At 67.6% G+C, this 19824-nt stretch carries 27 protein-coding genes; 4 read left to right on the top strand and 23 right to left on the bottom strand.

The window, feature by feature from the left end; genetic code table 11:
• Nucleotides 1–490: 490 nt before the first annotated feature.
• Nucleotides 491–775, top strand: a complete 285-nt coding sequence (locus ASE56_RS10305) for a hypothetical protein (RefSeq protein ID WP_056228820.1) — start codon at nt 491–493, stop codon at nt 773–775.
• Between the two features lie 58 nt (nt 776–833).
• Complete coding sequence (locus tag ASE56_RS16950; protein ID WP_156371670.1) at nt 834–986, top strand: hypothetical protein; 153 nt, start codon at nt 834–836, stop codon at nt 984–986.
• Between the two features lie 54 nt (nt 987–1040).
• On the opposite strand, the gene ASE56_RS16955 is transcribed toward ASE56_RS16950, so the two are convergent.
• Both ASE56_RS16955 and ASE56_RS10310 read right to left on the bottom strand, forming a co-directional pair.
• Complete coding sequence (locus ASE56_RS16955) at nt 1041–1214, bottom strand: hypothetical protein (RefSeq protein WP_162234504.1); 174 nt, start codon at nt 1212–1214, stop codon at nt 1041–1043.
• On the bottom strand, nt 1214–1414 hold the full coding sequence (locus ASE56_RS10310; protein WP_056228823.1) for a DUF3263 domain-containing protein: 201 nt from the start codon (nt 1412–1414) through the stop codon (nt 1214–1216). The genes ASE56_RS16955 and ASE56_RS10310 overlap by 1 nt, the downstream gene beginning before the upstream one ends.
• A gap of 99 nt (nt 1415–1513) precedes the next feature.
• Between ASE56_RS10310 and ASE56_RS10315 the strand changes: the two genes are divergently transcribed.
• On the top strand, nt 1514–1801 hold the full coding sequence (locus ASE56_RS10315; RefSeq protein WP_056228825.1) for a hypothetical protein: 288 nt from the start codon (nt 1514–1516) through the stop codon (nt 1799–1801).
• On the opposite strand, the gene ASE56_RS16960 is transcribed toward ASE56_RS10315, so the two are convergent.
• Complete coding sequence (locus tag ASE56_RS16960; RefSeq protein ID WP_156371672.1) at nt 1798–2427, bottom strand: hypothetical protein; 630 nt, start codon at nt 2425–2427, stop codon at nt 1798–1800. The genes ASE56_RS10315 and ASE56_RS16960 overlap by 4 nt on opposite strands.
• Before the next feature lie 133 nt (nt 2428–2560).
• Here ASE56_RS16960 and ASE56_RS10325 point away from each other — a divergent pair, with 133 nt between their 5' ends.
• Nucleotides 2561–3352, top strand: coding sequence for an SGNH/GDSL hydrolase family protein (locus ASE56_RS10325; protein WP_056228832.1), 792 nt, complete (start codon nt 2561–2563; stop codon nt 3350–3352).
• Here ASE56_RS10325 and ASE56_RS10330 read toward each other — a convergent pair.
• The 20 genes from ASE56_RS10330 to ASE56_RS10420 all read right to left on the bottom strand — a co-directional run bounded on the left by ASE56_RS10330 (nt 3349) and on the right by ASE56_RS10420 (nt 19752).
• Entirely contained in the window at nt 3349–4899 is a 1551-nt protein-coding gene (locus ASE56_RS10330) for a hypothetical protein (RefSeq protein ID WP_056228836.1), read from the bottom strand. The two genes, ASE56_RS10325 and ASE56_RS10330, sit on opposite strands and share 4 nt — an antisense overlap.
• A 4-nt stretch (nt 4900–4903) precedes the next feature.
• Entirely contained in the window at nt 4904–5329 is a 426-nt protein-coding gene (locus ASE56_RS10335) for a hypothetical protein (RefSeq protein WP_056228840.1), read from the bottom strand.
• Nucleotides 5330–5443: 114 nt separating this feature from the next.
• Complete coding sequence (locus tag ASE56_RS10340) at nt 5444–5779, bottom strand: hypothetical protein (RefSeq protein WP_056228844.1); 336 nt, start codon at nt 5777–5779, stop codon at nt 5444–5446.
• Nucleotides 5780–5792: 13 nt separating this feature from the next.
• Nucleotides 5793–6119, bottom strand: coding sequence for a hypothetical protein (locus ASE56_RS10345; protein ID WP_056228846.1), 327 nt, complete (start codon nt 6117–6119; stop codon nt 5793–5795).
• Nucleotides 6120–6121: 2 nt separating this feature from the next.
• The gene (locus ASE56_RS10350) at nt 6122–6595 is read right to left on the bottom strand and encodes a hypothetical protein (protein WP_156371673.1); all 474 of its coding nucleotides are present in this window, start codon (nt 6593–6595) and stop codon (nt 6122–6124) included.
• A gap of 14 nt (nt 6596–6609) precedes the next feature.
• On the bottom strand, nt 6610–7374 hold the full coding sequence (locus ASE56_RS10355) for a M23 family metallopeptidase (protein WP_056228854.1): 765 nt from the start codon (nt 7372–7374) through the stop codon (nt 6610–6612).
• A 14-nt stretch (nt 7375–7388) separates the two neighbouring features.
• The gene (locus ASE56_RS10360) at nt 7389–8063 is read right to left on the bottom strand and encodes a hypothetical protein (RefSeq protein ID WP_056228857.1); all 675 of its coding nucleotides are present in this window, start codon (nt 8061–8063) and stop codon (nt 7389–7391) included.
• A gap of 3 nt (nt 8064–8066) precedes the next feature.
• Complete coding sequence (locus ASE56_RS10365; protein WP_056228861.1) at nt 8067–8948, bottom strand: hypothetical protein; 882 nt, start codon at nt 8946–8948, stop codon at nt 8067–8069.
• Nucleotides 8949–8957: 9 nt separating this feature from the next.
• Entirely contained in the window at nt 8958–10064 is a 1107-nt protein-coding gene (locus ASE56_RS10370; RefSeq protein ID WP_056228864.1) for a hypothetical protein, read from the bottom strand.
• A gap of 9 nt (nt 10065–10073) precedes the next feature.
• A complete protein-coding gene (locus tag ASE56_RS10375; RefSeq protein WP_056228867.1) occupies nt 10074–11030 on the bottom strand; it encodes a hypothetical protein in 957 nt (318 codons plus the stop codon).
• Nucleotides 11027–14653 carry a tape measure protein gene (locus tag ASE56_RS10380; RefSeq protein ID WP_056228871.1) on the bottom strand — a complete coding sequence of 1209 codons (3627 nt, stop codon included), beginning with the start codon at nt 14651–14653 and terminating at the stop codon, nt 11027–11029. The genes ASE56_RS10375 and ASE56_RS10380 overlap by 4 nt, the downstream gene beginning before the upstream one ends.
• Before the next feature lie 412 nt (nt 14654–15065).
• Nucleotides 15066–15476, bottom strand: coding sequence for a hypothetical protein (locus ASE56_RS10385; RefSeq protein WP_056228874.1), 411 nt, complete (start codon nt 15474–15476; stop codon nt 15066–15068).
• Between the two features lie 96 nt (nt 15477–15572).
• Nucleotides 15573–15710, bottom strand: a complete 138-nt coding sequence (locus ASE56_RS16965; protein ID WP_156371674.1) for a hypothetical protein — start codon at nt 15708–15710, stop codon at nt 15573–15575.
• Nucleotides 15710–16261: a hypothetical protein gene (locus ASE56_RS10390; RefSeq protein ID WP_056228877.1), complete on the bottom strand. Its 552-nt coding sequence runs from the start codon at nt 16259–16261 to the stop codon at nt 15710–15712. Before ASE56_RS10390 ends, ASE56_RS16965 begins: the two co-directional genes overlap by 1 nt.
• Nucleotides 16262–16328: 67 nt before the next feature.
• On the bottom strand, nt 16329–16694 hold the full coding sequence (locus tag ASE56_RS10395) for a hypothetical protein (RefSeq protein WP_056228880.1): 366 nt from the start codon (nt 16692–16694) through the stop codon (nt 16329–16331).
• Nucleotides 16691–16933, bottom strand: a complete 243-nt coding sequence (locus ASE56_RS10400; protein ID WP_056228885.1) for a hypothetical protein — start codon at nt 16931–16933, stop codon at nt 16691–16693. The genes ASE56_RS10395 and ASE56_RS10400 overlap by 4 nt, the downstream gene beginning before the upstream one ends.
• 9 nt (nt 16934–16942) lie before the next feature.
• On the bottom strand, nt 16943–17281 hold the full coding sequence (locus tag ASE56_RS10405; protein ID WP_056228889.1) for a hypothetical protein: 339 nt from the start codon (nt 17279–17281) through the stop codon (nt 16943–16945).
• A complete protein-coding gene (locus ASE56_RS10410) occupies nt 17269–17865 on the bottom strand; it encodes a hypothetical protein (protein ID WP_056228892.1) in 597 nt (198 codons plus the stop codon). Before ASE56_RS10410 ends, ASE56_RS10405 begins: the two co-directional genes overlap by 13 nt.
• Nucleotides 17866–17895: 30 nt before the next feature.
• On the bottom strand, nt 17896–19143 hold the full coding sequence (locus ASE56_RS10415; RefSeq protein ID WP_056228895.1) for a hypothetical protein: 1248 nt from the start codon (nt 19141–19143) through the stop codon (nt 17896–17898).
• Nucleotides 19144–19203: 60 nt separating this feature from the next.
• The gene (locus ASE56_RS10420; RefSeq protein ID WP_056228900.1) at nt 19204–19752 is read right to left on the bottom strand and encodes a hypothetical protein; all 549 of its coding nucleotides are present in this window, start codon (nt 19750–19752) and stop codon (nt 19204–19206) included.
• Nucleotides 19753–19824 lie beyond the last annotated feature (72 nt).

The following is a 19824-nucleotide window of genomic DNA, read 5'->3' on the forward strand; positions in this document are numbered from 1 at the left end:
CCGCCGCAACCGCGTTTTCTGGCACCCTCTGACCCCCGAAGACCCTGGTTGCCCCTCGTCACCTGTGGGCAAAATGTGGGCACGCCCGCGACGCACCGGCATGCGCGCTTGCGTGTTGCATGCACGCGCGCTAGCTTTGTGTTCATGAGCACGAACACCATCAGGCCGGTGGCGGTGAACGCGGAAGCGCGGCACGCCAGAAGATGAGCAGGGGACGACGGAGTCCCCGCCAACGGCACGACGAAACCACCCGCATACGCACGAAAGAGACTCCGATGCGCACCACCACCCGCCCGCCCTGCGACCTAACCCTGCGACACGATCGCAAGGGATCTATGGACATGCTGCGGACCGAGGACGGTCGTTACGAGAACTGGTCGTACGCGGAACCGCTAACTCTCGAACAATGGGCGCGGCTCGGCTGGAAATGAACTACGCACGAAGGAATACACCCGTGGGCCATCACCACAGAAGAGCAGAGGAGTCCGCAGTGGAGGACAAGACGCTGGGCGATGCTCTCGACGAGATCTATGAGCTTCGCGTCCTACTGGCTGCTGAGGCCAGGATCCTTGAGGCTCACCTCGACTACAAGACCTTCCCTAAGTCGCGCCGGGACATAGCTGAGGCATCAGTGGAGCGCATGCGCGAGGGTGCCCGCGGCGCCGTCAGGACGCACAACGCGGACGGCGCTCGTCGTGAGTTCCGGAACGTGACCGGTGGCGACACGCTGACGATGCACCAGTGGCAGTCGGAACCACGAAGGTCAGCATCATGACCGGACACCACCACAGAAGAACGAACGCCGCAGACAAGCGGCAGGAAGCGAGCAAGCCGTGAGCAAGTCCAGCATCACGACGGTCGAATACCTGGATGCTGACACTGGCGAGTGGTTCCCGGTTGGTTGGGGGATGCCACCCGGTACGTTCGGCTGGATGCTTGAGGGTCGCGCCGCCGGAACCTACCGGGTGATCCAAGAAGCCTTTTGACCGAGCCCCGAAGTACAGCCCCCGTCTCGCCAAGCGGGGGCTTTCTTCGTGCGCTCAGACCACTCCCCCGCACCAGACGTTTTCGCCCCGCTCGGCGTGCTTGCGCCACGCCGTGTGCGCGGTCTGCTGCGTCGCCGCGCGGCCACGCTTCCCGCACTCGCACACCCACATGACGAACAGCCCGTCGACGTCCTCGTCCGGCATGAGCTCCTCGAGCGCGTGGTCCATCACGCTGCCTCCCTCGAGAGGACGCGACGGCAGAGCATGGGGTCCAGCGCCCACCCCTCCGCGGACATCACAGCGTGGCGGAGCAGCTGGTAGTACCGCGCCGGCCGCAGTCCGAGCTCGTCGAAGATCAGCGCCTCCTTGTGGCTGGTGTGCCGGGGGTGACTGTTCTCGAACGCGAAGAGATCGGGGACGGTGGGCATGCGGACAGTGTCCCCCCAACCTCCGACATTCACGAGTGCGGGCGATGTCGGCGACCTGACGTAGTGTTCCTCTCGGCCGGGGAAGGGGACCGGTCTGTCATGGGGTCGAACAAGGTCAGCGATGAGATGCTGTCGCGCACGCTGTCGTCGGTGCCGCCGCAGACGCTCCCCCAGCAGGCGTTCGGGCCCGCACCGATCGAGTGGTTCGACCCGAAGCTTCCCGTGTGGGCGTGGGTGCAGTGGCCCAACCGTGCCGCCGAACGCGTCGAAGCGTGGGCGGTCGGCGCGAACGACCGGGTAGTCGTGCTCGAGGTGCCGTGCGACGGCGGGCACTGGCAGCCGGTGGTGTGGCGCAACGCGGTGACGGTGCGCCACCTCCCGGCTTAGCCTGCGGTGCCGAAGTAGATCGCCTCGCCGGTGTTGCGCATCGTCACGAGCACCTGCGCCGCGGTCACACCCTGCGGGACGATCTGCACGTCAGAGAACCGTGCCGACGCGGGCGCGTACATGTCGGAGATGTTGACGATGTTCTCCTCCGGCCCGCCCACGCCCATCGTGATCGCCTCGTACGTCTTCCCGTCGGAGCCGACGATGGCGAGATCCAGGTCGCTGCCCGGCTGGGCGGGGTACTCGAGCAGGCGCTCTGCGGTTCCGGTGTAGCCGAGGAAGATCGTCCCCGCCTCGGGGCGTGCGTAGACGAGGTAGTCCTCGTTGTCGCCGTACTTCGCGACGGCGTCGGCGAGGATCTCCTCACCCATGTCGTAAGGCTGGTCGATGGTGACCTTCCACGCGGGTCCACCGGCTTCACCGATGTCCTCGAACGTGTACGCCTGCCCGAACGGGATCGGGTTCTTCCGCGTCCCCTGCTCGGATGCCGCTTCCGCCACGGACGGGGCGGGAGTGGACGACGCGACCGGCGTCCCCTCGCTCTGCACTGCGGCCGGCGCACTGCACCCCGCCAGCACCGCCCCGATGACCGTAGCCCCCAACAACATCGCCCCTATGCGTTTCATGTGGCTGAGCGTACCCCGACAACGACGAAACGCCCCCGACACCTGCTCAAAGGCAGGCGCCGGGGGCGTTGTCGTGGATGGCGCTATCTGCGCACGGGTGATGCAGTCTCAGGTGTCGCATAGACTCGCGCGCATGGGAAAGCGCGGGCACGGCGGTTCGAACTGGTGGACGGACAGCACCGGGGGCGTGGCGCACTGGCTGGCCGTCGTGGCCATCGCGGGCATCGTTGCTGTCGTCGGTGTCGCCGCCCTCATCGGGCCGGGAAAGGGAACCCCCTCCGCGGACTACACCGCCCGACCCGCAGCGGCAGTCACGCCCACTCCCACGCCGACGCCGGTGGCTGAACTCACGCTCCCCGAGTCGCCCCGCGTGCTGATGCTCGGTGACTCCTACATGCAGGGCACCGGTGCCGACGACAAGGACCGCACGTGGGCTCGGCAGGTCGCCAACACCCTCGGATGGAACGCTGACATCGACGGAGTTGGCGGAACAGGATTCACCGTCGCCCAGAAGGCCGGCGGCACCTTCGCGGACCGCCTCGCCAGCCACGCCGGGACAAGCTACGACCTCGTCCTCATCGAGGGAGGACAGAACGACCACGCGGCTACCCCGGAGGCGCTGACCGACGCTGTTCGCACCACCGTTGAGCGCGCGAAGCAACAGTGGCCGAACGCCCGCGTCGTCGTCATGGGCCCGGCCGCGCCCCAACCCCTGGGCGACATGCTCGGACGCATGGCCACCCCGATCGAGAACACCGCACGGCAGCTCGATGCCCTCACCATCAACCCCGTCGCATCGAAGTGGATGACCGAGGCAAACAGCGAGGGGTTCGACTTCGACGGCGCGCACGTCAACCAGGCCGGCCACGACTACATAGCCGGCCTGGTCTCCGAGCAGTTCCGCTCCTGGCTGACGCCCGCCTAGGCGGACACCACCACCGCACCACCCGACAGCGCCCAGTCGCCGACACCGGTCACCGCGAAGCTGTGATCAAGGACGGTCGACCCATCTCCCGCGAGGATCACGAGCTGCTTGATGGTCGAGCCTTCGATAGCGACTCGGCTGCTGGTAGCGCCAAGGCGCAGCTGAGCGGCGGAGTTTCCGCTGAGCGGGTTCGTGGTGCTGCGTCCGGTGTTGGTGGTGCCGTACTGCGTCCACGTCGCGCCACTGTCGAGTGATGTCCAGAACGACTGCGTGCCCGCCGCCCGGTCGACGTCCGAACGCAGGCTGATGACGCCCTGCGCGTTCGGGGCGATCGCGGCGGCTTGCGTTCCGGCTGCACCGTTGGCGTCCTGGAAGAACAGCTTTCCGTTCCCGTCGAGAAGGAACTGCCACACCCCGGCCCCGGACTGCCACCGGCTGACGAGCGCCCGGTACTGCTCAGTCGAGGTGAGAGACGGGATCTTCACGTCAATGAGACGGATCGACATCTTGTCGAGCGCCTGCAGTGCCGTGCTCGGAGCCAAGCTCGCAACCGATCCTGTCGACGGGAGGGACAGCAGCCCCTTTGCCCCTACCGCGGCGCGTGCCGGGATGCGGTGCGAGGAGCTCGCGCGCACGAATCCGCGCTCGATGAGCAGTTCGGCGAGACGGCGGGCAATCACGCGATGACCCAACGCGTTGTAGTGCGGGTCGTTCGAAGCGCGTCGCAGGCTGGTCGGGACGATGCCCGCGGCGATGTCGGTGGCGTCCTGCGAAGTGGGGGTGAGACCTTCGTCGGCGAGACCATTGAGGCGGACGTACTCGGCCATATCGAAGAACTGGTCGGGGTATGCAGCCTTCCACTTCGCGACCTCCGTGTTGTATCCCGTGGGGTCGCTCCCCGACTGTCCGCGCGACATGGCGAGCAGAACGAACCGGGTGGGGTCAGAGAGGTAGGCGCTCATCATGGCGACGTCTTTGACCTGGTCGCCACCGTTGAAGCCGCCCATGTAGATCTGCACGGAGTCCCGCCAGGCGGTGGACGCGATATCGCGCACAACCGCGCCCGAAGCCGGAACCGAGATCGGCTGGGGGTTACTGCCCAGCGCGGCTGCTACGCGTTGCATTGTCCACGTGTTGTTGATGTGGAACAGGTCGACCGTGACACCCATGAACGACACGTTTCGGAACGTGCCGATGTTGCCCTTCGTCGTGGCGGCCGGGTTGAACCCCGACACGTACGTCTCGTCGATGGTGACGGCGAACTCGGTCGTGTCGATGGGAATGACGCCACCGGGCACCTTGAAGCGGGGTGCGTATCCGCCCTGGCGAAGGGAGATGTCGCTTGTGCGCTCACCGGCGATGGACGGGTTGAAGCCCGAGAGTCCGAGGTAGTCGCAGACGAGACTGCCGTAGGGGGCGTATCCGCCCTGGTTCAGCGCCGTCATCGAGTCGCCGTAGAACGATGCCCGGGTAACGGCGCGACGGCTGGCGCGGATGACGTCGAGCAGCGCGTCGACCGTAGCCTTCGTGTAAAGAGTTGCGCTCATGGATTTACGCTCCGATCGTGACGGTGCCGTTGCCGTTGTCGACAAACGATCCCTGGTTGAGAGTTACGGTGCCGTCACCGTTGTCGGTGTACCCGCCGCCACCGCCCGAAGCGGCAATGGCAGCAGCAATCGTGGCCTTTTGCGCCACCGCGAACGCCGAGGACGGGTCCGCCTGCACGGTCGCCATCACGGCATCCGACACGCTCACCGCATCGTCGATGGACGCGGCCACGGCTTCGATCCGGTCCAGCGTCACCTGATCGGTGGACGCCCACCCCAGGTCCGGGAACAGGGTTCCCCCGTCACCAACCTTCATCCGCCGCAGCGTCGTGTCGATGCCGATCTCACCGTCCCTCAACGGGACCGTGGACGACGCCCACTGCGCGGTCGTACCACGCTTGTGCTGGATCGGGCCAACGAGATTAGCCATGTCGAGCCTCCTGCTCCTGCCGCACGGCGGCGCGTTCTCTGTGTGCGCCAGACAGCGCAGGGTAGGTAAGAGCGGCGGCGGCCCACACAAAGAGGACCGCCGCCAGCACCCGGATCACTCGTTGTGAGCGCCCCGGTTACGGAACGCCGTACGGTGCGGATCAAGAGCCGCCTGATACGCCTCCCGCGTGGACGTGCTCGCATCCGGCAGGGACGCGTAGATCGGCTGACGGGCGACACCCAACAGCCACCCGAACCGCGGCGCCACGTACGTCTCGAGCAGACGCGCACCGACGTAGTAGAGGAGCGCGAACGCACCCGACACGACGAGGGTCAGCGCACCCTCGAAATCGGGATCAAGGGTGATGCCGGCGGTCACGAACCACCCGATCACCGCACCCACGATCAGCGGGGTGAACGTGCGGACGATGGAATCGAACAAAGCTTTCATGGTGACCTCCCGGTCAGGTGGGGTTGATGGTGTCTTCGAGCCCGTCCGGCAATGCGTCCGGGGAGATGCCGGCCATGCGCAGCCGGTACGCGAGGATGCCGGCGTGCTCCTGCCAGGCAATACGGCGGCCACGCTCGTCGTCGGCGCGTTTCTGCTCCGCAGCCGCGCGGGCGAGCGCCTCGTCACGCTGCCCGATGATGTCGTTCTTCCGGTTCGTCTCACGGGTCGATACGCCACGGCGCACCTTCGACGCGATGTCAGCGAGCTCACGCGCGAACGCGCCCAACCCGCCCGCCCCCAGGCACGCAACGAGGATCGCGACGATGTTGACGTCCTGCACGGTTACTCCTCTCGTGCAGCGACGTTCGCCGTCCGCCTCCGAAGCGACTCCGCGATCCGGTCCGTGAAGCTGTGCACCTTCGGATCCGTCCCGAAGATCTGCAACTCGATGTAGCGGCGAAACATCTGGATGATCGCGTAGAACACCAACGTCGTCGCCACACCCGCGGTGACGGACTGGAACAGGGTGTTCCCCAGCACGACGAAGTAGATCGCCGCGCCCGCGATCGCTGCGACGTCCGCGGGCGGCTCGAGGATCCAGATGCGCGTGATGCGCCCCACCATCCCCATACCGCCCCCGACGAGCAGGAACCCCGCCCACAGCGGCACCAGCCACTCCGCGCCGGAGAGCTCGCGCTGCACGCTGTCGGGGGTGAAGAACAGGGCGTAGCACCCGCCGACGAAGATGATGAAGTACGCGACGATGTCGATGATGCGGATGGTCGCCTCAAGCGCCCGACGTTTCCGCTCGGGCACGGGGAACCGTTCCATCAGGACGGCCGGATCTGTGCGAGCCGCTGCGCGATTGCGTCCACCGTCGCCGGGCTGAGCGTCGCGGACGACGTGTAGTCGGCATCACCCCACACGGACGACGCGCGCACCTGATCGAACTCGTCCGGACTGATCTGCACAGCCGGGTCGATGAGCTTCGCCCACGCCGACTCCTGATCCGGGGTGAGGCTCTTGAAGTACCCCGCCCCGACGAGCGCGGTGCCACGGTTGTCGGCCTTCATCATCTTCATGGTCGGTTCTTCTTTCTCCTCGACCACGGTCGGGGACTCGAACGGCTTCGCACCGGTTCCAGCGAAACCGGGCGTCTCGGACATCAGGGGTTCCGGGTCGAGCGTCGCGTTCGACCCGAAGTTGTACCGCTGTGTGGCCCACACGGTCATGTGGACGTGCGCGCCGCCGGTCTCGGCGACGTTCCAGGACCAGTCCTCTTCGCCGTACCCGGTCGCCCCGGAGTACCCGACGACCTGGCCGCGCGAGACCCGCTCGCCCCGGCCGACCGCGCGGCGGGAGAGGTGCAGGTAACGGACGCGGCGCCCGTCGTCGAGGTCGATGGTCACGAACCGACCGGTCGCCGGGCCGATCGAATCGCCCGTGTCCACCACGCGACCGGACTCGGCCGCCGCGACCGGTGTCCCGATCGGGCAGAAGTAGTCGACACCGGGCTCGGTGGACGGCGGATTGCGGCGACGGTGCGTCGCCCACGACGTGGCCCGATTGAACGGGACAGGACGGATATAGCCCATGATCTGACCGCCTTTCAGGGGTGGAGGTAGTCGACGAACATGGCGCAGTTGGGACCGGCGGCGCCCTGCACCGCAGCGCCGGACTGGATCGCGACCTGCAGGGTGTCCCCACGCTGGAACCGGACCGTCGCGGACGCCGTTGCCGTGGGAGACGTGAACCACCCCGCGCGGGCGATGGACTGCGAGTTACCGGCGGCGAGGGTGACCCCGTTCCGCTGGATCTGCAGGTTTGTGTACGTCTCCGTGATTCCCGCGCCGGAGATCGCCGCGGCGACGGCCGCCACGACGTAGACGCCGGCGATGTCGCAGGTGAAAACGCGGCGGTTGTTCGTGGTGAAGCCCATCAGTTCACCCTCGAACGGGGTCTCCGCGTAGGTGATCGCGGCGAGCGTGGTGTCGAAGCCGTACGGGTCGATCCGCTGGTACGCGAAGTGAGGGAGGCCCTTGCCGCCGACGAGGACACCCGTCGTCTCCGCCGTGGTGCGGAGGTACAGGCGCCCCGTGTCGGTCTCGGAGAACAGCCACCCCACGGGCCACTGCGCCGTCGTCAGGTTGCCCCGCTGCGTCGCCGTGCCCTTCAGGATGCCGCCCGTCGACTCGGCGAAGTCCACCGCCGCCTGCAGGTCAGCGACCGTCTCCGGCGTGCTGTTGTAGATCGGCTTCCCGGTCGGGGAAAGTGAATGGCCCATCTGCTACCTCCATCTGATGCGCAGCGCCCCGGACATCCCGTCCTGAGCGAGGCTGGCGAACTTGTTGTAACCGCCCTGGTCGAGGCCGACGCCGTAACGCCCGCCACCACCCTTGAGCTCGTTGAACCACGCCTCCGCATTCGGAGGTGTCTGCCACCCGTTCGGCGGATCCCACAGGGTCCACGGCGACATCGCGGGGATGCCGCCCTTCCGCGCGTCGGAGTGCAACGTGAACCGCGGCTGATCGCCCTGGTCCTGCACCCGTGCGACGAAGAACTCGAGCGACACGAACACGGCCCCCGCGGGGATGGTGTCCTTGATCTGGTCGCCGTAGAACCACGCCCCGTACGTCGAATTCGACGCCCACGGTTGCGCCTGCCACCACCGAACCGAACCGCGGTCCGTGGAGCCGGCGTCGATCGCACGGAACTCCGCGACGCGCTCTTCCCCACCTGATGGGTCCGGTGGGGGCGGCGGCACGACCGGGTCGGGAACGTCAACCAGCAGCGTGCACCACGGCTGTTCCGACCACATGATGCCGACCGTGTCGCCCGACGTCGGCGACGGGTCGGATGGTGCCACGATGAGGGTGAACTTCCCGAAGTTGGTCTGCACGACCGCGCTTGTCTTAGCGGCGTTGATGGTCTCCACCACGCCAACGCCCGGTTTCGGCGCCGTCGGCCCGATGAGCCGGAGCACCCCGTCGACCGAGTCGACCCACACGGGTTCGTTGATTTGCGGAACCCACGGGGTCGCGAACTGCACCGGCACCCGCTGGTCCCCGAGGTCGACCAACGCGAGCAGCCCATCGTTTCCGACGTACCGGCCCGTGCGAGGGATCACCGTGGACTTGCGTGCGGTGGCCTTGCGTGCGGCGTCACCCACGGCAGCCTCCTACTCGTCAGGGATCTCGAGCACCGACGTCGTCTCCGCGCCGCGATGCTTCACCTGAGTGATGCGGGCAGTCGCCCCATCCGACGCGTCGATGACCACGTCACCGACCTCCCGGAGCAGGTTCAACGGTTCGACGATGGTGCGCCGCACACCCCGAAGCTTCGACACGCGCTGCAGCAGCGTGCGCGCGTAGTTCGCGCACTGGTCGTACGTGCGGAGAAACTCCGACGCGTACCGGAACGTTCGAGACCCGAACGGGGAAACAGCGCCACCCGCGTTCGTGGTGCGGAGGATGCCCTCGACGATCTCGGCGAACGCGAAGATCGGTTCCCCGTCGTCGCCTTTCCCCTCGACCACGACGCTGTTGTACGTGTTGTCGGCCGTCATCGAAATGGGGCTCGAGACGCGCCCCCGGATCGTGTCCACCGGGTCACCCCACGCCTTCGAAAGCGCGGTGAGCACACCGTCAGGGGTGAGGTGCGGCCAGGCGTTCATCAGGTCGAACACCTTGTTCACGATCGGCTCTTTCGCACCCTCGTACGCCATACCCGCCGGCACGACAGCATCCGGCACCGACTTCAGGATCGGGAACCCAGTGAGCGCCTGCACCTCCTGCCACGCCGACGTCGACGTAGCGCGGGTCGGCACCCGGAACTCATCCCGCGCGACCTTCGTCAGCCGGTCGCTCACCTCGAGCTTGAACGACTCGCCCACCGTGAACGGTTGCCCATCGAACAGCATCCGACGATCCTCCGCGTCGGGCACCGCGTCGATGATGAACCGTCCCATCGGGATCCGGTCCTGGTACTTGCCAGCGCTGATCACGACATCGATCTGCAGCTCCGCCCCGAACGGGGAGAACCAGTCACCGATGCGCCGAGGAATCATGGACGAGCCGAACACGTCCGACCACACCACCGGCACCGACCCGGACGCGACGACAAACCGACCCAGATCCCACGACAGATCGGGCTCACCGATCGCCAGGTTCGACAGTCGCCGCTCCCCGTCGTACATGAGGTCGGCCGACCAGACGGCGTCGAAACCACCGCGCCCCTCGGCGAGGTCAGCGAAGAGCTGGCGCGTGGCATCCTGAACGTCGCGCATGCCGCCTCCTCACCCGGCGGCGCCCGCCAGCGACCAGTCCGTGTCCATCGCGTCGTACGAGGTGTACGCCGCGTCGCGCGCGTCGTAATCGGGGTACGACACATCCAGGTCGTCGTACGACAACGGAGCGGTCTGAAGACCCGGCGCCGGACGCGCGATCTCCGTCACCACCGCGGTGAACTCGGACCACCACTCGTCATCACCCTGAATGTCGAGATCCGTCTCCTTGAGCGTCTTGACGTGCCCGTAGAACCGGCGCGGCAAGATCCCCTGATGCGAGCGCACCAGCCACACCGGGAGCTGCGGCTCCGCTTGCGTGCCGAGCGTCGCCCGCACCCGCTGCGACACCTCTCGCGTCGGAGCCCCGAAGTCCAAAGACACGTCCTGCGCCGACTGCCGGGGCCCCGCACTCACCAGGGAAGGGAACACCGCCCCCTGCGTCCGCACGAGGTCACCCGGCGCCTCCCACGTCAGCGACGGCCACGACCCCTCGAGGTTCACGACCACCGCGTGCAGGAACGGGTTCATCGGCTGCTGAACAATGCAGCCGTTCTCATCCCCTACCCACGGCAGGACGACCGATCCGAGGACGACGCGTCCCAGGCTCACGCCCCCGGCGAAGCACTCCGCCTCGTAGCGTGTCTCGACGTCGAAACCGGCCTCCACGTCCAGGTGGCCGAACGCGCCCGTCAGTGGACGACGCACAGCGCCCGGAACTATGTCCGAACGCCCCTCGCTCTCCCACCAGAGCGTGACCTGATCGGTCCCCTCAGGGACGGTCACGATCCGCGTGTTCGGCGACCCGGCATCGAGACCGGTCGACGCAGTGGAGGGATTGCCACCGTCGAGACGGTCGGGCCCCGCGGTGCCCGGCCCGCCCCCATCCCACGAGTCCGCATCGATCAGACCGATACGAACATGCGGGACGGGGGCGAACCCGGTCTCAGCGACGAGAGTCACGATCACGGCGACTTACTCCCCCCCGACCACGCACGGTCATCCGCTCGAGCAGCCCCAGCTACCTCGCGGGCTGCTTCGACACGCATCCGGCCGATCAGCACGCCGTCGGAATCGACGACCACCAGTTCGGTCGGCATCCCGCCGCCCCGGCGCATCGCCTCTGACCGTTCCGGATCCTGTATGTACTCAGGGCGACCGGACAGGTTGAGCGCAAGCCCACCGTGAGGCAGCCACCCGCCCTTGTCGTACAGCTTCGGTACGACGCCGCCGTTCGCCATCGCGAGGTGCACGTGGTTGTAGTGCTGCGCGCGGACGGCATCCGACCATCCGTCGAACGGCTGACCGTTGAGGAGCTGCTTCTTCCCGGCCGGGCTGTAGATCAGCTCGGACGCGTTCGGGAACAGCTTCGCGACGGCGTCGAAGGTCGCCATGGACGCCGGGATCAGGTCGATGGCACGCCCGAGGGCGTGGTACGACTGGCCACCGTTCGCGGTGACCGCACCCGGACGTGCGGCGCTGGTGAGCACCGCGCCCGGCACACCGGCCTGCACGATCTTCCACATCGCTTCCCAGCCCATGCCGGCGCCACCCACCGACGACGCCGACGGGAACATGCCCGCCAGCCCCTTCAGCGTGTTGCCCGCGAGACCCGCGATGGTGCGACCGAAGATGTTCTCCCCGGACGCCATCGGGGTGATGATCCCGTCGATGACGTGCTTCTGGATCGCCTGACCCGGGTTGGTGAGGAACTCCCACGCCATCGACGCGGCACGGGTGATGGTGTCCCACACGTCGCCCGCGAACGTCCCGGGCCCGTCACCGAACGGCAACTGCCCGGCACGGGCCGCAGCGTTCAGCGCGTCTACCCCGGCAGCGCCACCCACCAGGCGGGTGAACTCCGGGCGCATGATCGCTTCGCCACCGGAGAGCGCGAGCCCACCGGCCGTCGGCGACCAGAACTGGTGCACATCCCGCCCCGGGGTGTACCCGGGCATCACGCCACCCTCGGCGAACTTCACCAGGGGCGCCTTCGGCAGGGCCATGTCGTCGAGCTTCAGCTCGTGCACGAGGTCGTTCCAGAACGAACGGAGACCGTTGTTCCAGATCGTGTCCAGCACGAAGTTGATCGGCGCAGCGGCGGCCTGCTTGATGCCCTCCCACGCCTTCGCCACGGCTCCGGCGGTGGCCTCGAACGCCTTCCCGATCGCGTCGATCCCGACACCGAAGGGTGCGAAGACGTTGTCACGGATCCAGTTCCACGCGTTCGAGATCGCCCCGCTGATGCCGTCCCATGCGGGCTTGATCGCGTTCTCGTAGAGCCACCCGAAGATGATCCCGAGCCCGTTGATCGATGCCGTGATGTATCCCACGATCGGGGAGATAATGTTCTGCCAGATCCAGTTGAAGACCTCGCCGATCGCGGCGAACACCGGCTGCACGTACTGCTCCCACAGGATGCGGAAGCCGAGCCCGAGCAGGTTGACGTAGTCGACGATCCACCCGATGACCGGGCTGATCACGTTCGTCCAGATCCAGTTGAAGATGTCGCCGATGGCCTTGAAAACGGGCTGGACGACGTTCTCCCACAGCCACACCGCGACGGCGCCCCAGAACCGGAAGTAGTTCACGACGAGGTCGACGGCGAAGCCGATGACCCCGGCGACGGCGTTGACGACGGTCCCGATGCCGTCGAAGACGGGCTTGAGGATCGTCTCGTAGACCCACACGGCGATCTCGCCAATGGCCTGGAACACCGGCTGGATGACGTTCTCCCACGCGGCAGTGAAGAACCCCATGATGTTCGTCCACGCCTCGCCGAGGAAGCGGGTGAACTCACCCCAGATGGCCTGCCCGAGCTCGGTCTGCGTGAAGAACCAGATGAGCCCGCCCACCAGCGCCGTGATGGCGGTGATGATGATGCCGATCGGGTTCGCGCGCAGGGCCGCGTTCAGCAGCCACTGGCCGGCCGCGGCGACGCGTGCCGCCGTGCCGGATGCCACGGTCGCGAACGTGCTGCGCACAGTGGCCGCGGCCGCGACGTTCGTGGCCCCGGTGGATGCCGCCTTCGCCATCGCGAGCTGCCGCTCAATGCGCACCGAGTTGTTGCGCATGATGTTGTTCGCGAAGTAGATCGGTGCCGCCGCGAGCTCACCCGCGCGCAGCGCGAGAGTCGCGTTCGCGACAGCCGCCGACGCGAAGCGCCAGGCGACGAAGCCCGCGACGATAAGCGGCATGAACTGGATGATCGTGTCGACGTTGTCGGCCAGGAAAGACAGCACCTGGTTGAGCACGTCGACGCCGCCGGCGGTGATCTTCGCCGCGGCCTGCCCGACCTTCGGCAGCTGCGCGCCGAACTCCGACAGCGCCGGCGACAGGGTCTGCAGAGACGCGCCGATGCTGGACGCCGCGCCCGAGAAGTCACCCGAGGTGAGGGAGGAGAAGAACGACCCGACCGCGTCCCGCGCTCCGAGCACGAAGGTGACGAAGCCGGAGTCCTCTTCGATATTGAACGCCTCGCGCAGCGCGGTCGTGAAGTCGCCCTTCACGATGAGGTCGTACAGACCCGAGATTCCGTTGCGGATCCCGAGGATGACGGAGACCGTGGTGGAGTCCTCTTCGAGGTTGAACGCCTCACGGAACTTGCTGGTGAAGTCGCCCTTCGCGACGAGGTCGTAGATACCGATCACGCCGGACTCCACCTTGGTGAAGTCGATCGCCGCGATCCAGGCCGTCATCTTGTCGATCCAGGGGCCGAGCCACGTCCCGAGGGCTGCACCCGCGCGGGCGGCAATGTCCTCGAGCGGGCCGAGAGCGGTCGTCATGGCCTGGATGGCGGGAGCGATCTTCGGGAACAGGCCCGAGGTCAGACCGGCTCCGATGCGGCCCAGGGAGGCGATGAAGTTCGCCCAGGAGCCGCCGATCGTGCCGCCCATTTCGTCGGCGACGGTGCCCGCGGCTGACGTCATAGCAGCGGAGAACTGCTCGAAGTTGATCTTGCCCTCGGAGGCGAGCTTGAACACCTCGTCCTGCGTGACGCCCAGGTTTGTCGCGAGCTGCTTGTAGATGGGGATGCCACGCTCGGCGACCTGCTGGAGCGAGTCGTTCTGTGCCTTGCCGACCGAGGCGACCTTCGCGTAGATCGACCCCATCTCGCCCATACCGATACCGGCGGCGGCGGCGGAGTTGGCGACGCCCTTCAGGACGCCGGAGAGCTGGTCTCCGGGCTTGATCTGCGCGGCGATGAGCTGTGACGCGACACCCGCAGCGTCACCGAGACCGAACGCCGTTCCCTTGACCGAGTCGAGGGCGTTCTTCATCGCGACCGTGGTGTCCTCGACGGAGACACCGAGACCCGTCATCTTCTTCTGCGCGACGTCGATCGCGTTCAAACGCCCGAAGCCCTTCACGAGGGCGGTCGCCAGTCCGGCCCCGACGACGGTCCCCACGCCAGCGACGCCAGCCTTCAGGACCGAGCCGACGCCGGACAGGATCGTGCTACCGATGTTGCGGCCGGCGGACGCCGTGGCGGGGGCGGCCTGACCGAGCTCGGCGGCGATGGTGCGGGCGGCGCCCGGCATCTTCACCTGCAGCGCGATGTAGGCGTTGGCGATCTCGACCCCAGTGGGCATGCGGAGCCTCCCTACGGCGTGGGCGATCGCTTCCGGTCGCGTTCGGCGTGCCGGCGCGCCTTCGCGGCCATGCGTTCTTGTTGCTCGCGCTGCTGGGCGCGCTGCTCAGCGGCGGAAGGCGGGAGGGGGATGCGCTCGGGCTTCGGTCCCTTGCCCTCGGTCTGCTGCCAGGCGAGCACCTCGAGCCGGAAGACGGACTCTCGCAGGAGGTGCGCCTCGTCGGAGAGCGCGAGCCATCCGCCTGTCTCGACCCAGAGCGCGCACCCGTGCGGTAGATGCGCGACGTAGTCGCCGATCTCGCGCGGGGTGCGCGCTGGCTCCGTACGCCCGCCCGTCAGGAGGCGGATGCCGTAGGCGGCTTGCAGCGATGCCCGCAGGGCGCCCTCGTGCTCCGAGAGGGCGCCCGCGAGCGTCAGGAGTTTGGGGACAGGGCCGCGAACAGATCCATGACGAACGTCGATCCGGCCTCGGTCGTCACGCGCCCGTTCGGGCCCTTCAGTGCTTTCAGCACGTCACGGTACTGGTCGCCGACGAGGCGGCGCAGCAGCGAGGGGAGGCGGGAGGCGTCGTTGTCGTCCTGGACGGCGCGGATGTCGTCGAGCACCTCGAAGTCGTCGAGCGCTTCGTCGGGTACCTCGACGTCGATGGTGCCGCCGACCGTGACGGGCATGGTGACACGACGTCCGGGGACGGTGCGCGTCTGCGGGTCGCCGTTGTCGTCGGTGCCGTCGGGCAGTTCGATGTCGACCTTCTCAACCTTCGGCTTGAACGCTTCGGGCTTGTGGTCCTGCGGCGTCTTCGCGCCTGCGGGGATGTTGGGCATGGCAGTCTCCTCCGACTGTGTGGTCTCCGACGTGGATGGAAGGGTGGTGGGCGGGGCCGTCGGAGGAACACCCCGCCCACCGGTCTGGTGAGCGCGTCAGTCGGTCTGCGCGGCCGGCAGCGCGGGCTGCGGGTCGGGGACGACGTCGCTCTCGGTGACCTCGTGCTTCACGCCGAAGCGGTCGAGGCGGTGGATCTGGCCGGCGTTCTCCTCGGCCTTCTTCTTGTTGACCATCAGGCGTCCTCGAGGTTGGTCGAGAGGTGGACGTAGTCGCCGATGATCTCCCCAACGAAGGGGTAGGCGACGATGTCCGGTCCCGCGACGCGGTCCCCGTTGGGCGAGATCTCGAACCGCGGGATGATGAGGCGCTCCTTGACCTCGTCGTCGTCCTGGTCGAAGAGGTCGATGACGGCGGAACGGACGGAGATGCGCTGACCCGACCCGCGGACGGCCTTGCGCACGCCGGTCACCGTGGTGTCGACGCTCTTCTCGTGGTACCGCAGCGAGTTGGTCATGTCCTTCGACTCGAGCGCGACGAACGCGATCGAGGTGCCGGACTCGCCCATGCTCTGACGGATGACGCGCTTGCCCTGGAATCCGCGCTTCTTGTCGACGGTGCCGCTGAGCGACTCGGTGATGCCATCGCCGTTCAGCCAGCCGACGTCCTCGAACGCGGCATCGAGCACGCCGGTCAGGGTGGTCGGAAGGGTCGTGCCGAAGGGGGCGAGGTGAACGGAGTCCGAGTCGGACCCGTAGATACGGGCCAGTTCGGAATTCACGGTCATGGTGTCTCTCTTTCGTGTGGAGCCGGGTCATGACCGGCAGTGGCGTCCGCGCGGGCGCGCGGGCGAGTCAGCGGGCGGCCCGCACCCGCAAGCGGGCGGTGAACCGGTAGCGCGGTACCTCGGTGACGGGATCCGGCGCGAAATAGGGGCGCGTGGCCTGAATGCGGCGCACGAGCGGCAGCACGGACGACTCGTTGAGCAGCAGGTCACGGGCACGTAGGGCCAGCGCACCGGCGTCTTCGTCGTCGTCCGACCACGCCTCGATCGTCAGTTGCACGTCATCAACGACGCGGTTCACACCATCGCCGCCACTCCCCCAGACGCGGACAAAGCGCGTTGGGCGGGCGGTGGGCACGCGAAGGCTGACGGGTACGTTGTCGAGGCGTTCGGAGAGGAAGGCGATCACTTCGGCTTCGGTGTCGGTGAACTTCATCGCTGCACCTGCCCGAGCGCCTTCTCGAGGGCCGCTTCGCGCATCTGCCGGCGCCGAGATCGTGCATCCGTGGTCTGCACGTAGCCGCGCGCCGTGTACGGATGGGGTCGAGAGACGTACTCGAAACCCTCGCCGGCATCGGCCGCCATCTGCCGCCCGATGCGATCGACCACGGCCTGCGCGGGAGCGGATGTCATGAGCGCGTTGATACCCGCGAGGTTGAGCTTCACGTCGGCCACGGGACACCCCTATCCGTCGGAGCGGCCCGCCTCGCTCGGTCTGTTCCAGCGCGTCGGCGCGTGGGCGAACGGCTGCGGGTCGCCAATGATCTTGAGCGGCTCGCCGCCACGGACGATCACGCGGCATCCGGCGAGCGATCCGGTGAATGTCTTCGGCCAGATGAGCGACCACAGCACGCGCACGCCGGCGGGTCGGGCGGAGTCGTCGATGTCGTCGCGCGCTCCAGGGGTGACGATTACGTCGTCGATGTCTTCGTCGCGCCACTCGTAGCGCGGCTCGTTGCGGGTGTTCCGCCCGGTCTCGACCGACCGCTGTAGCGTGACGGTCTCGCCGATCAGCACCGCCATGCTGGCCCCCGTTGCGTGTGTGTTCCGCCGAGCTTTACCGGGCGGAAGCTGCGGGCAACGGCGATGTCCGCCGGGGACAGGGTGACCTGACCGCCAACGGCCCAGGAGGCGAAGGTGCCTCCCTCGTTGAGCGGCCCGGCGGTCTCCTGGAACTGGGTCATCCCAGCGCGAGCACGATCGTCGACGTCGAAGGCTGCGGCCACGGCTGCCGCGACGGTCGTGCGCACGATCTCGGGCACGACGTCGTCGCCATAGGAGTAATCGATGCGCACGAACGCGACGGTCGTGTCGGTGAGGGTGAGGACGGATGCGAAACGCGTGTAGCGGATGGGTCGCCCGTCGTCGTCCGTGACGCTGTGCACGTCCGTGACGGGGGTTTCGCGCAGGCGAACCTCGCCGGACTGCGCGCGCAGCCGGTTGACGCGACGCCCGGCGGTGAAAGTGCGCTGCGCCTCCATGCGGAACAGCTCGGAGGCTTTGGCGAGCGCGTCGTCCACGCGCCGCGCTTCGGAGGAGGTCAGGCTACGGCCGAGCGACGTCTCGACGTCGGTGGAGACGGCGAGGGGTTTGTAGTCGTCGACCATGAGTCTGACCTCCTCCTAGGTGCGCGGGTGTCAGGCCGCGGCGATGGCGGGCGAGGTGCCGCCGGTGAACGCGCCGGTCGCCGTGAGGGTGCCGATGCGCTCGTTGAAGGTGACGGTCTTGGCGTTGCCCGGGAAGTTGCCGCCGGAGACCTTCGCACCGGAGACGCCGGTGAGCTCGTTGAGCTCCTTGGCGATGTCGGTGTTCGAGGCGTTGTACGCGATCGCGTCGGTGGTCTGACCGTCGACGGTGATCGTGAACGTGCCGCCGGTGGGTGCTCCGGTGATGGTCAGCGTGTAGCTGGCCTTCTCGGATCCGCCGGCACCGAAGGTCACCTTGATCGCGCGCTGGAACTTGAGGGCGACCTCGTCGTTCTCGTCACGGATGATCGCACCGGTGTCGGCGTCCTGCTCGGGGTCGAGCACCGCCGTCGCGCCGGCGAAAGCGTGCACGATGGATCGGTCCTTCAGGTGGTCGCTGTCGTAGTCCCACAGCTGGGTGACGGCGAGTCCGTTGCCGGCTGCGACGCCGCCGCCCTTCGCGACGCCGTTGGGCACGGCGGGAGCGACGGTGGCGATGGCGATCGCGGTCTCGTGCACGAAGTACGACTCGTCGTCGCCGAGTGCGTCGAGCTCGACGATCGTCCACCCGCCGAGGCGGCCGACGACGCCCTCGCGCAGCGCCTCGGGGAGTCCGGCGGCGTCCACCTCGAGGAGCTTGTCGTGGGTGGCGATCGCCTCGGAGACGTTCGCGCCGACCAGCCAGTAGCGACCGGTGAGGGGCCAGTGGGCCTTCTGCGCGAGCTTGCGGGCGCGGACGGCGACCTTGCGGGCGTCGCTCTCGACTGCGCTGCCGGAAGCGGGGTTGAACGTCACTCCGAAGACGAACGACGCCACACGCAGCGCGCCGACGACGATGTTCTCGAAGAAGTCGAGGATCGCCTGCACCTGCGGCGCCTGGACATCGCGGACGTAGTCGACCTCGTCCAGGGTCTCCTCCTCCGGCGACAGCGCGACAGCGCTGTAGATGTGCCGGTTGAGCTTCACCTGGATCTTCGAGTTGGCGAGACGGTCGACGACGATCGCGTCGTCACCGCGCCACGGCTTCTCGCGCGCGACGAGCACCGCGGGGCGCTTGATGTTGACGACGTCGCCCTCAGCGCCCTTGAAGTCGCTGATGCCGAACTTGTAGGTGAACAGGCCGGGGGCCTTCACCTGACGACGGAGCAGTGCGAGCGCGGTGGCCGCGAGCTTCTGCCCCTTGACGAAGATGTTTGCCACGATTCCTCCTCAGGATGGTTGGTGGCCCGTGAGCGTTCGTGGCGAACGTCTCCGGGGGTGTCAGCGGGCGGTTGCCGCGTTGACGATGTCGTCGGCCGACATGTCGCCGTCGCCGATCTGTTCGCCGTCGCCCTGTCCGTCCGCGGACGGCGCCGCGGGCTTCTTGGGCATGAGCTCGAGCAGCTCATCGGCATGCGCCTCGAGCTCCTCACGAGTGGACCCGCGCAGCGCGGACGCCGGGACGCCCTTCGCTTTCGCGACTTCCGCTGCCGTTGCGGCTGCGGCGTCCTTCGCTTCTCGTTCGGCGATGAGCTTCTCGGCGGCTTCGGCCCGGGCGAGGAGTTTCTCCTGCTCGGTCTTGTTTGCCTCTTCGAGCTCGTCGAACTTCTTGGCTTTCTCGGCGTTGGCCTTGGCCTGGTCCTCGTTCTTTCGGGAGAGGGCCTTCCACTTCTCGACTTCAGCGCGCGCCTTGTCGAGGTCACTGTCGCCGCCCGTTTCGGGCTTGTTGTCGCCGCCGCCCGCGCCCTGGTCGCCATCGAAGTAGCGCAGGAACGGGCGGTGCCAGCTCGGAGCCGGCAGTGGGCCGAGGGTGGGTCGGATGTCGGACATGGTGTTGATCCCCGTTTCGGAGTGGTGGAGGCGTCCCCGTTTCGGGGCGCCCGGTACCCGCAGGTGCGGGTG

Origin of the sequence: Microbacterium sp. Leaf203 (assembly GCF_001421275.1) — a bacterium.
GTDB classification, from domain to species: domain Bacteria; phylum Actinomycetota; class Actinomycetes; order Actinomycetales; family Microbacteriaceae; genus Microbacterium; species Microbacterium testaceum_A.

Coding starts and splice junctions, on each gene's coding strand:
- ASE56_RS10380 (WP_056228871.1), bottom strand. CDS start 14,653: ATGCCCACTGGGGTCGAGATCGCCAACGCCTACATCGCGCTGCAGGTG.
- ASE56_RS10370 (WP_056228864.1), bottom strand. CDS start 10,064: ATGCGCGACGTTCAGGATGCCACGCGCCAGCTCTTCGCTGACCTCGCC.
- ASE56_RS10360 (WP_056228857.1), bottom strand. CDS start 8,063: ATGGGCCATTCACTTTCCCCGACCGGGAAGCCGATCTACAACAGCACG.
- ASE56_RS10310 (WP_056228823.1), bottom strand. CDS start 1,414: ATGCCCACCGTCCCCGATCTCTTCGCGTTCGAGAACAGTCACCCCCGG.
- ASE56_RS16965 (WP_156371674.1), bottom strand. CDS start 15,710: ATGGTCAACAAGAAGAAGGCCGAGGAGAACGCCGGCCAGATCCACCGC.
- ASE56_RS10335 (WP_056228840.1), bottom strand. CDS start 5,329: ATGGCTAATCTCGTTGGCCCGATCCAGCACAAGCGTGGTACGACCGCG.
- ASE56_RS10385 (WP_056228874.1), bottom strand. CDS start 15,476: ATGCCCAACATCCCCGCAGGCGCGAAGACGCCGCAGGACCACAAGCCC.
- ASE56_RS10325 (WP_056228832.1), top strand. CDS start 2,561: ATGGGAAAGCGCGGGCACGGCGGTTCGAACTGGTGGACGGACAGCACC.
- ASE56_RS10420 (WP_056228900.1), bottom strand. CDS start 19,752: ATGTCCGACATCCGACCCACCCTCGGCCCACTGCCGGCTCCGAGCTGG.
- ASE56_RS16960 (WP_156371672.1), bottom strand. CDS start 2,427: ATGAAACGCATAGGGGCGATGTTGTTGGGGGCTACGGTCATCGGGGCG.
- ASE56_RS10410 (WP_056228892.1), bottom strand. CDS start 17,865: ATGGTCGACGACTACAAACCCCTCGCCGTCTCCACCGACGTCGAGACG.
- ASE56_RS10315 (WP_056228825.1), top strand. CDS start 1,514: ATGGGGTCGAACAAGGTCAGCGATGAGATGCTGTCGCGCACGCTGTCG.
- ASE56_RS10405 (WP_056228889.1), bottom strand. CDS start 17,281: ATGGCGGTGCTGATCGGCGAGACCGTCACGCTACAGCGGTCGGTCGAG.
- ASE56_RS16955 (WP_162234504.1), bottom strand. CDS start 1,214: ATGGACCACGCGCTCGAGGAGCTCATGCCGGACGAGGACGTCGACGGG.
- ASE56_RS10340 (WP_056228844.1), bottom strand. CDS start 5,779: ATGAAAGCTTTGTTCGATTCCATCGTCCGCACGTTCACCCCGCTGATC.
- ASE56_RS10355 (WP_056228854.1), bottom strand. CDS start 7,374: ATGGGCTATATCCGTCCTGTCCCGTTCAATCGGGCCACGTCGTGGGCG.
- ASE56_RS10330 (WP_056228836.1), bottom strand. CDS start 4,899: ATGAGCGCAACTCTTTACACGAAGGCTACGGTCGACGCGCTGCTCGAC.
- ASE56_RS10390 (WP_056228877.1), bottom strand. CDS start 16,261: ATGACCGTGAATTCCGAACTGGCCCGTATCTACGGGTCCGACTCGGAC.
- ASE56_RS10395 (WP_056228880.1), bottom strand. CDS start 16,694: ATGAAGTTCACCGACACCGAAGCCGAAGTGATCGCCTTCCTCTCCGAA.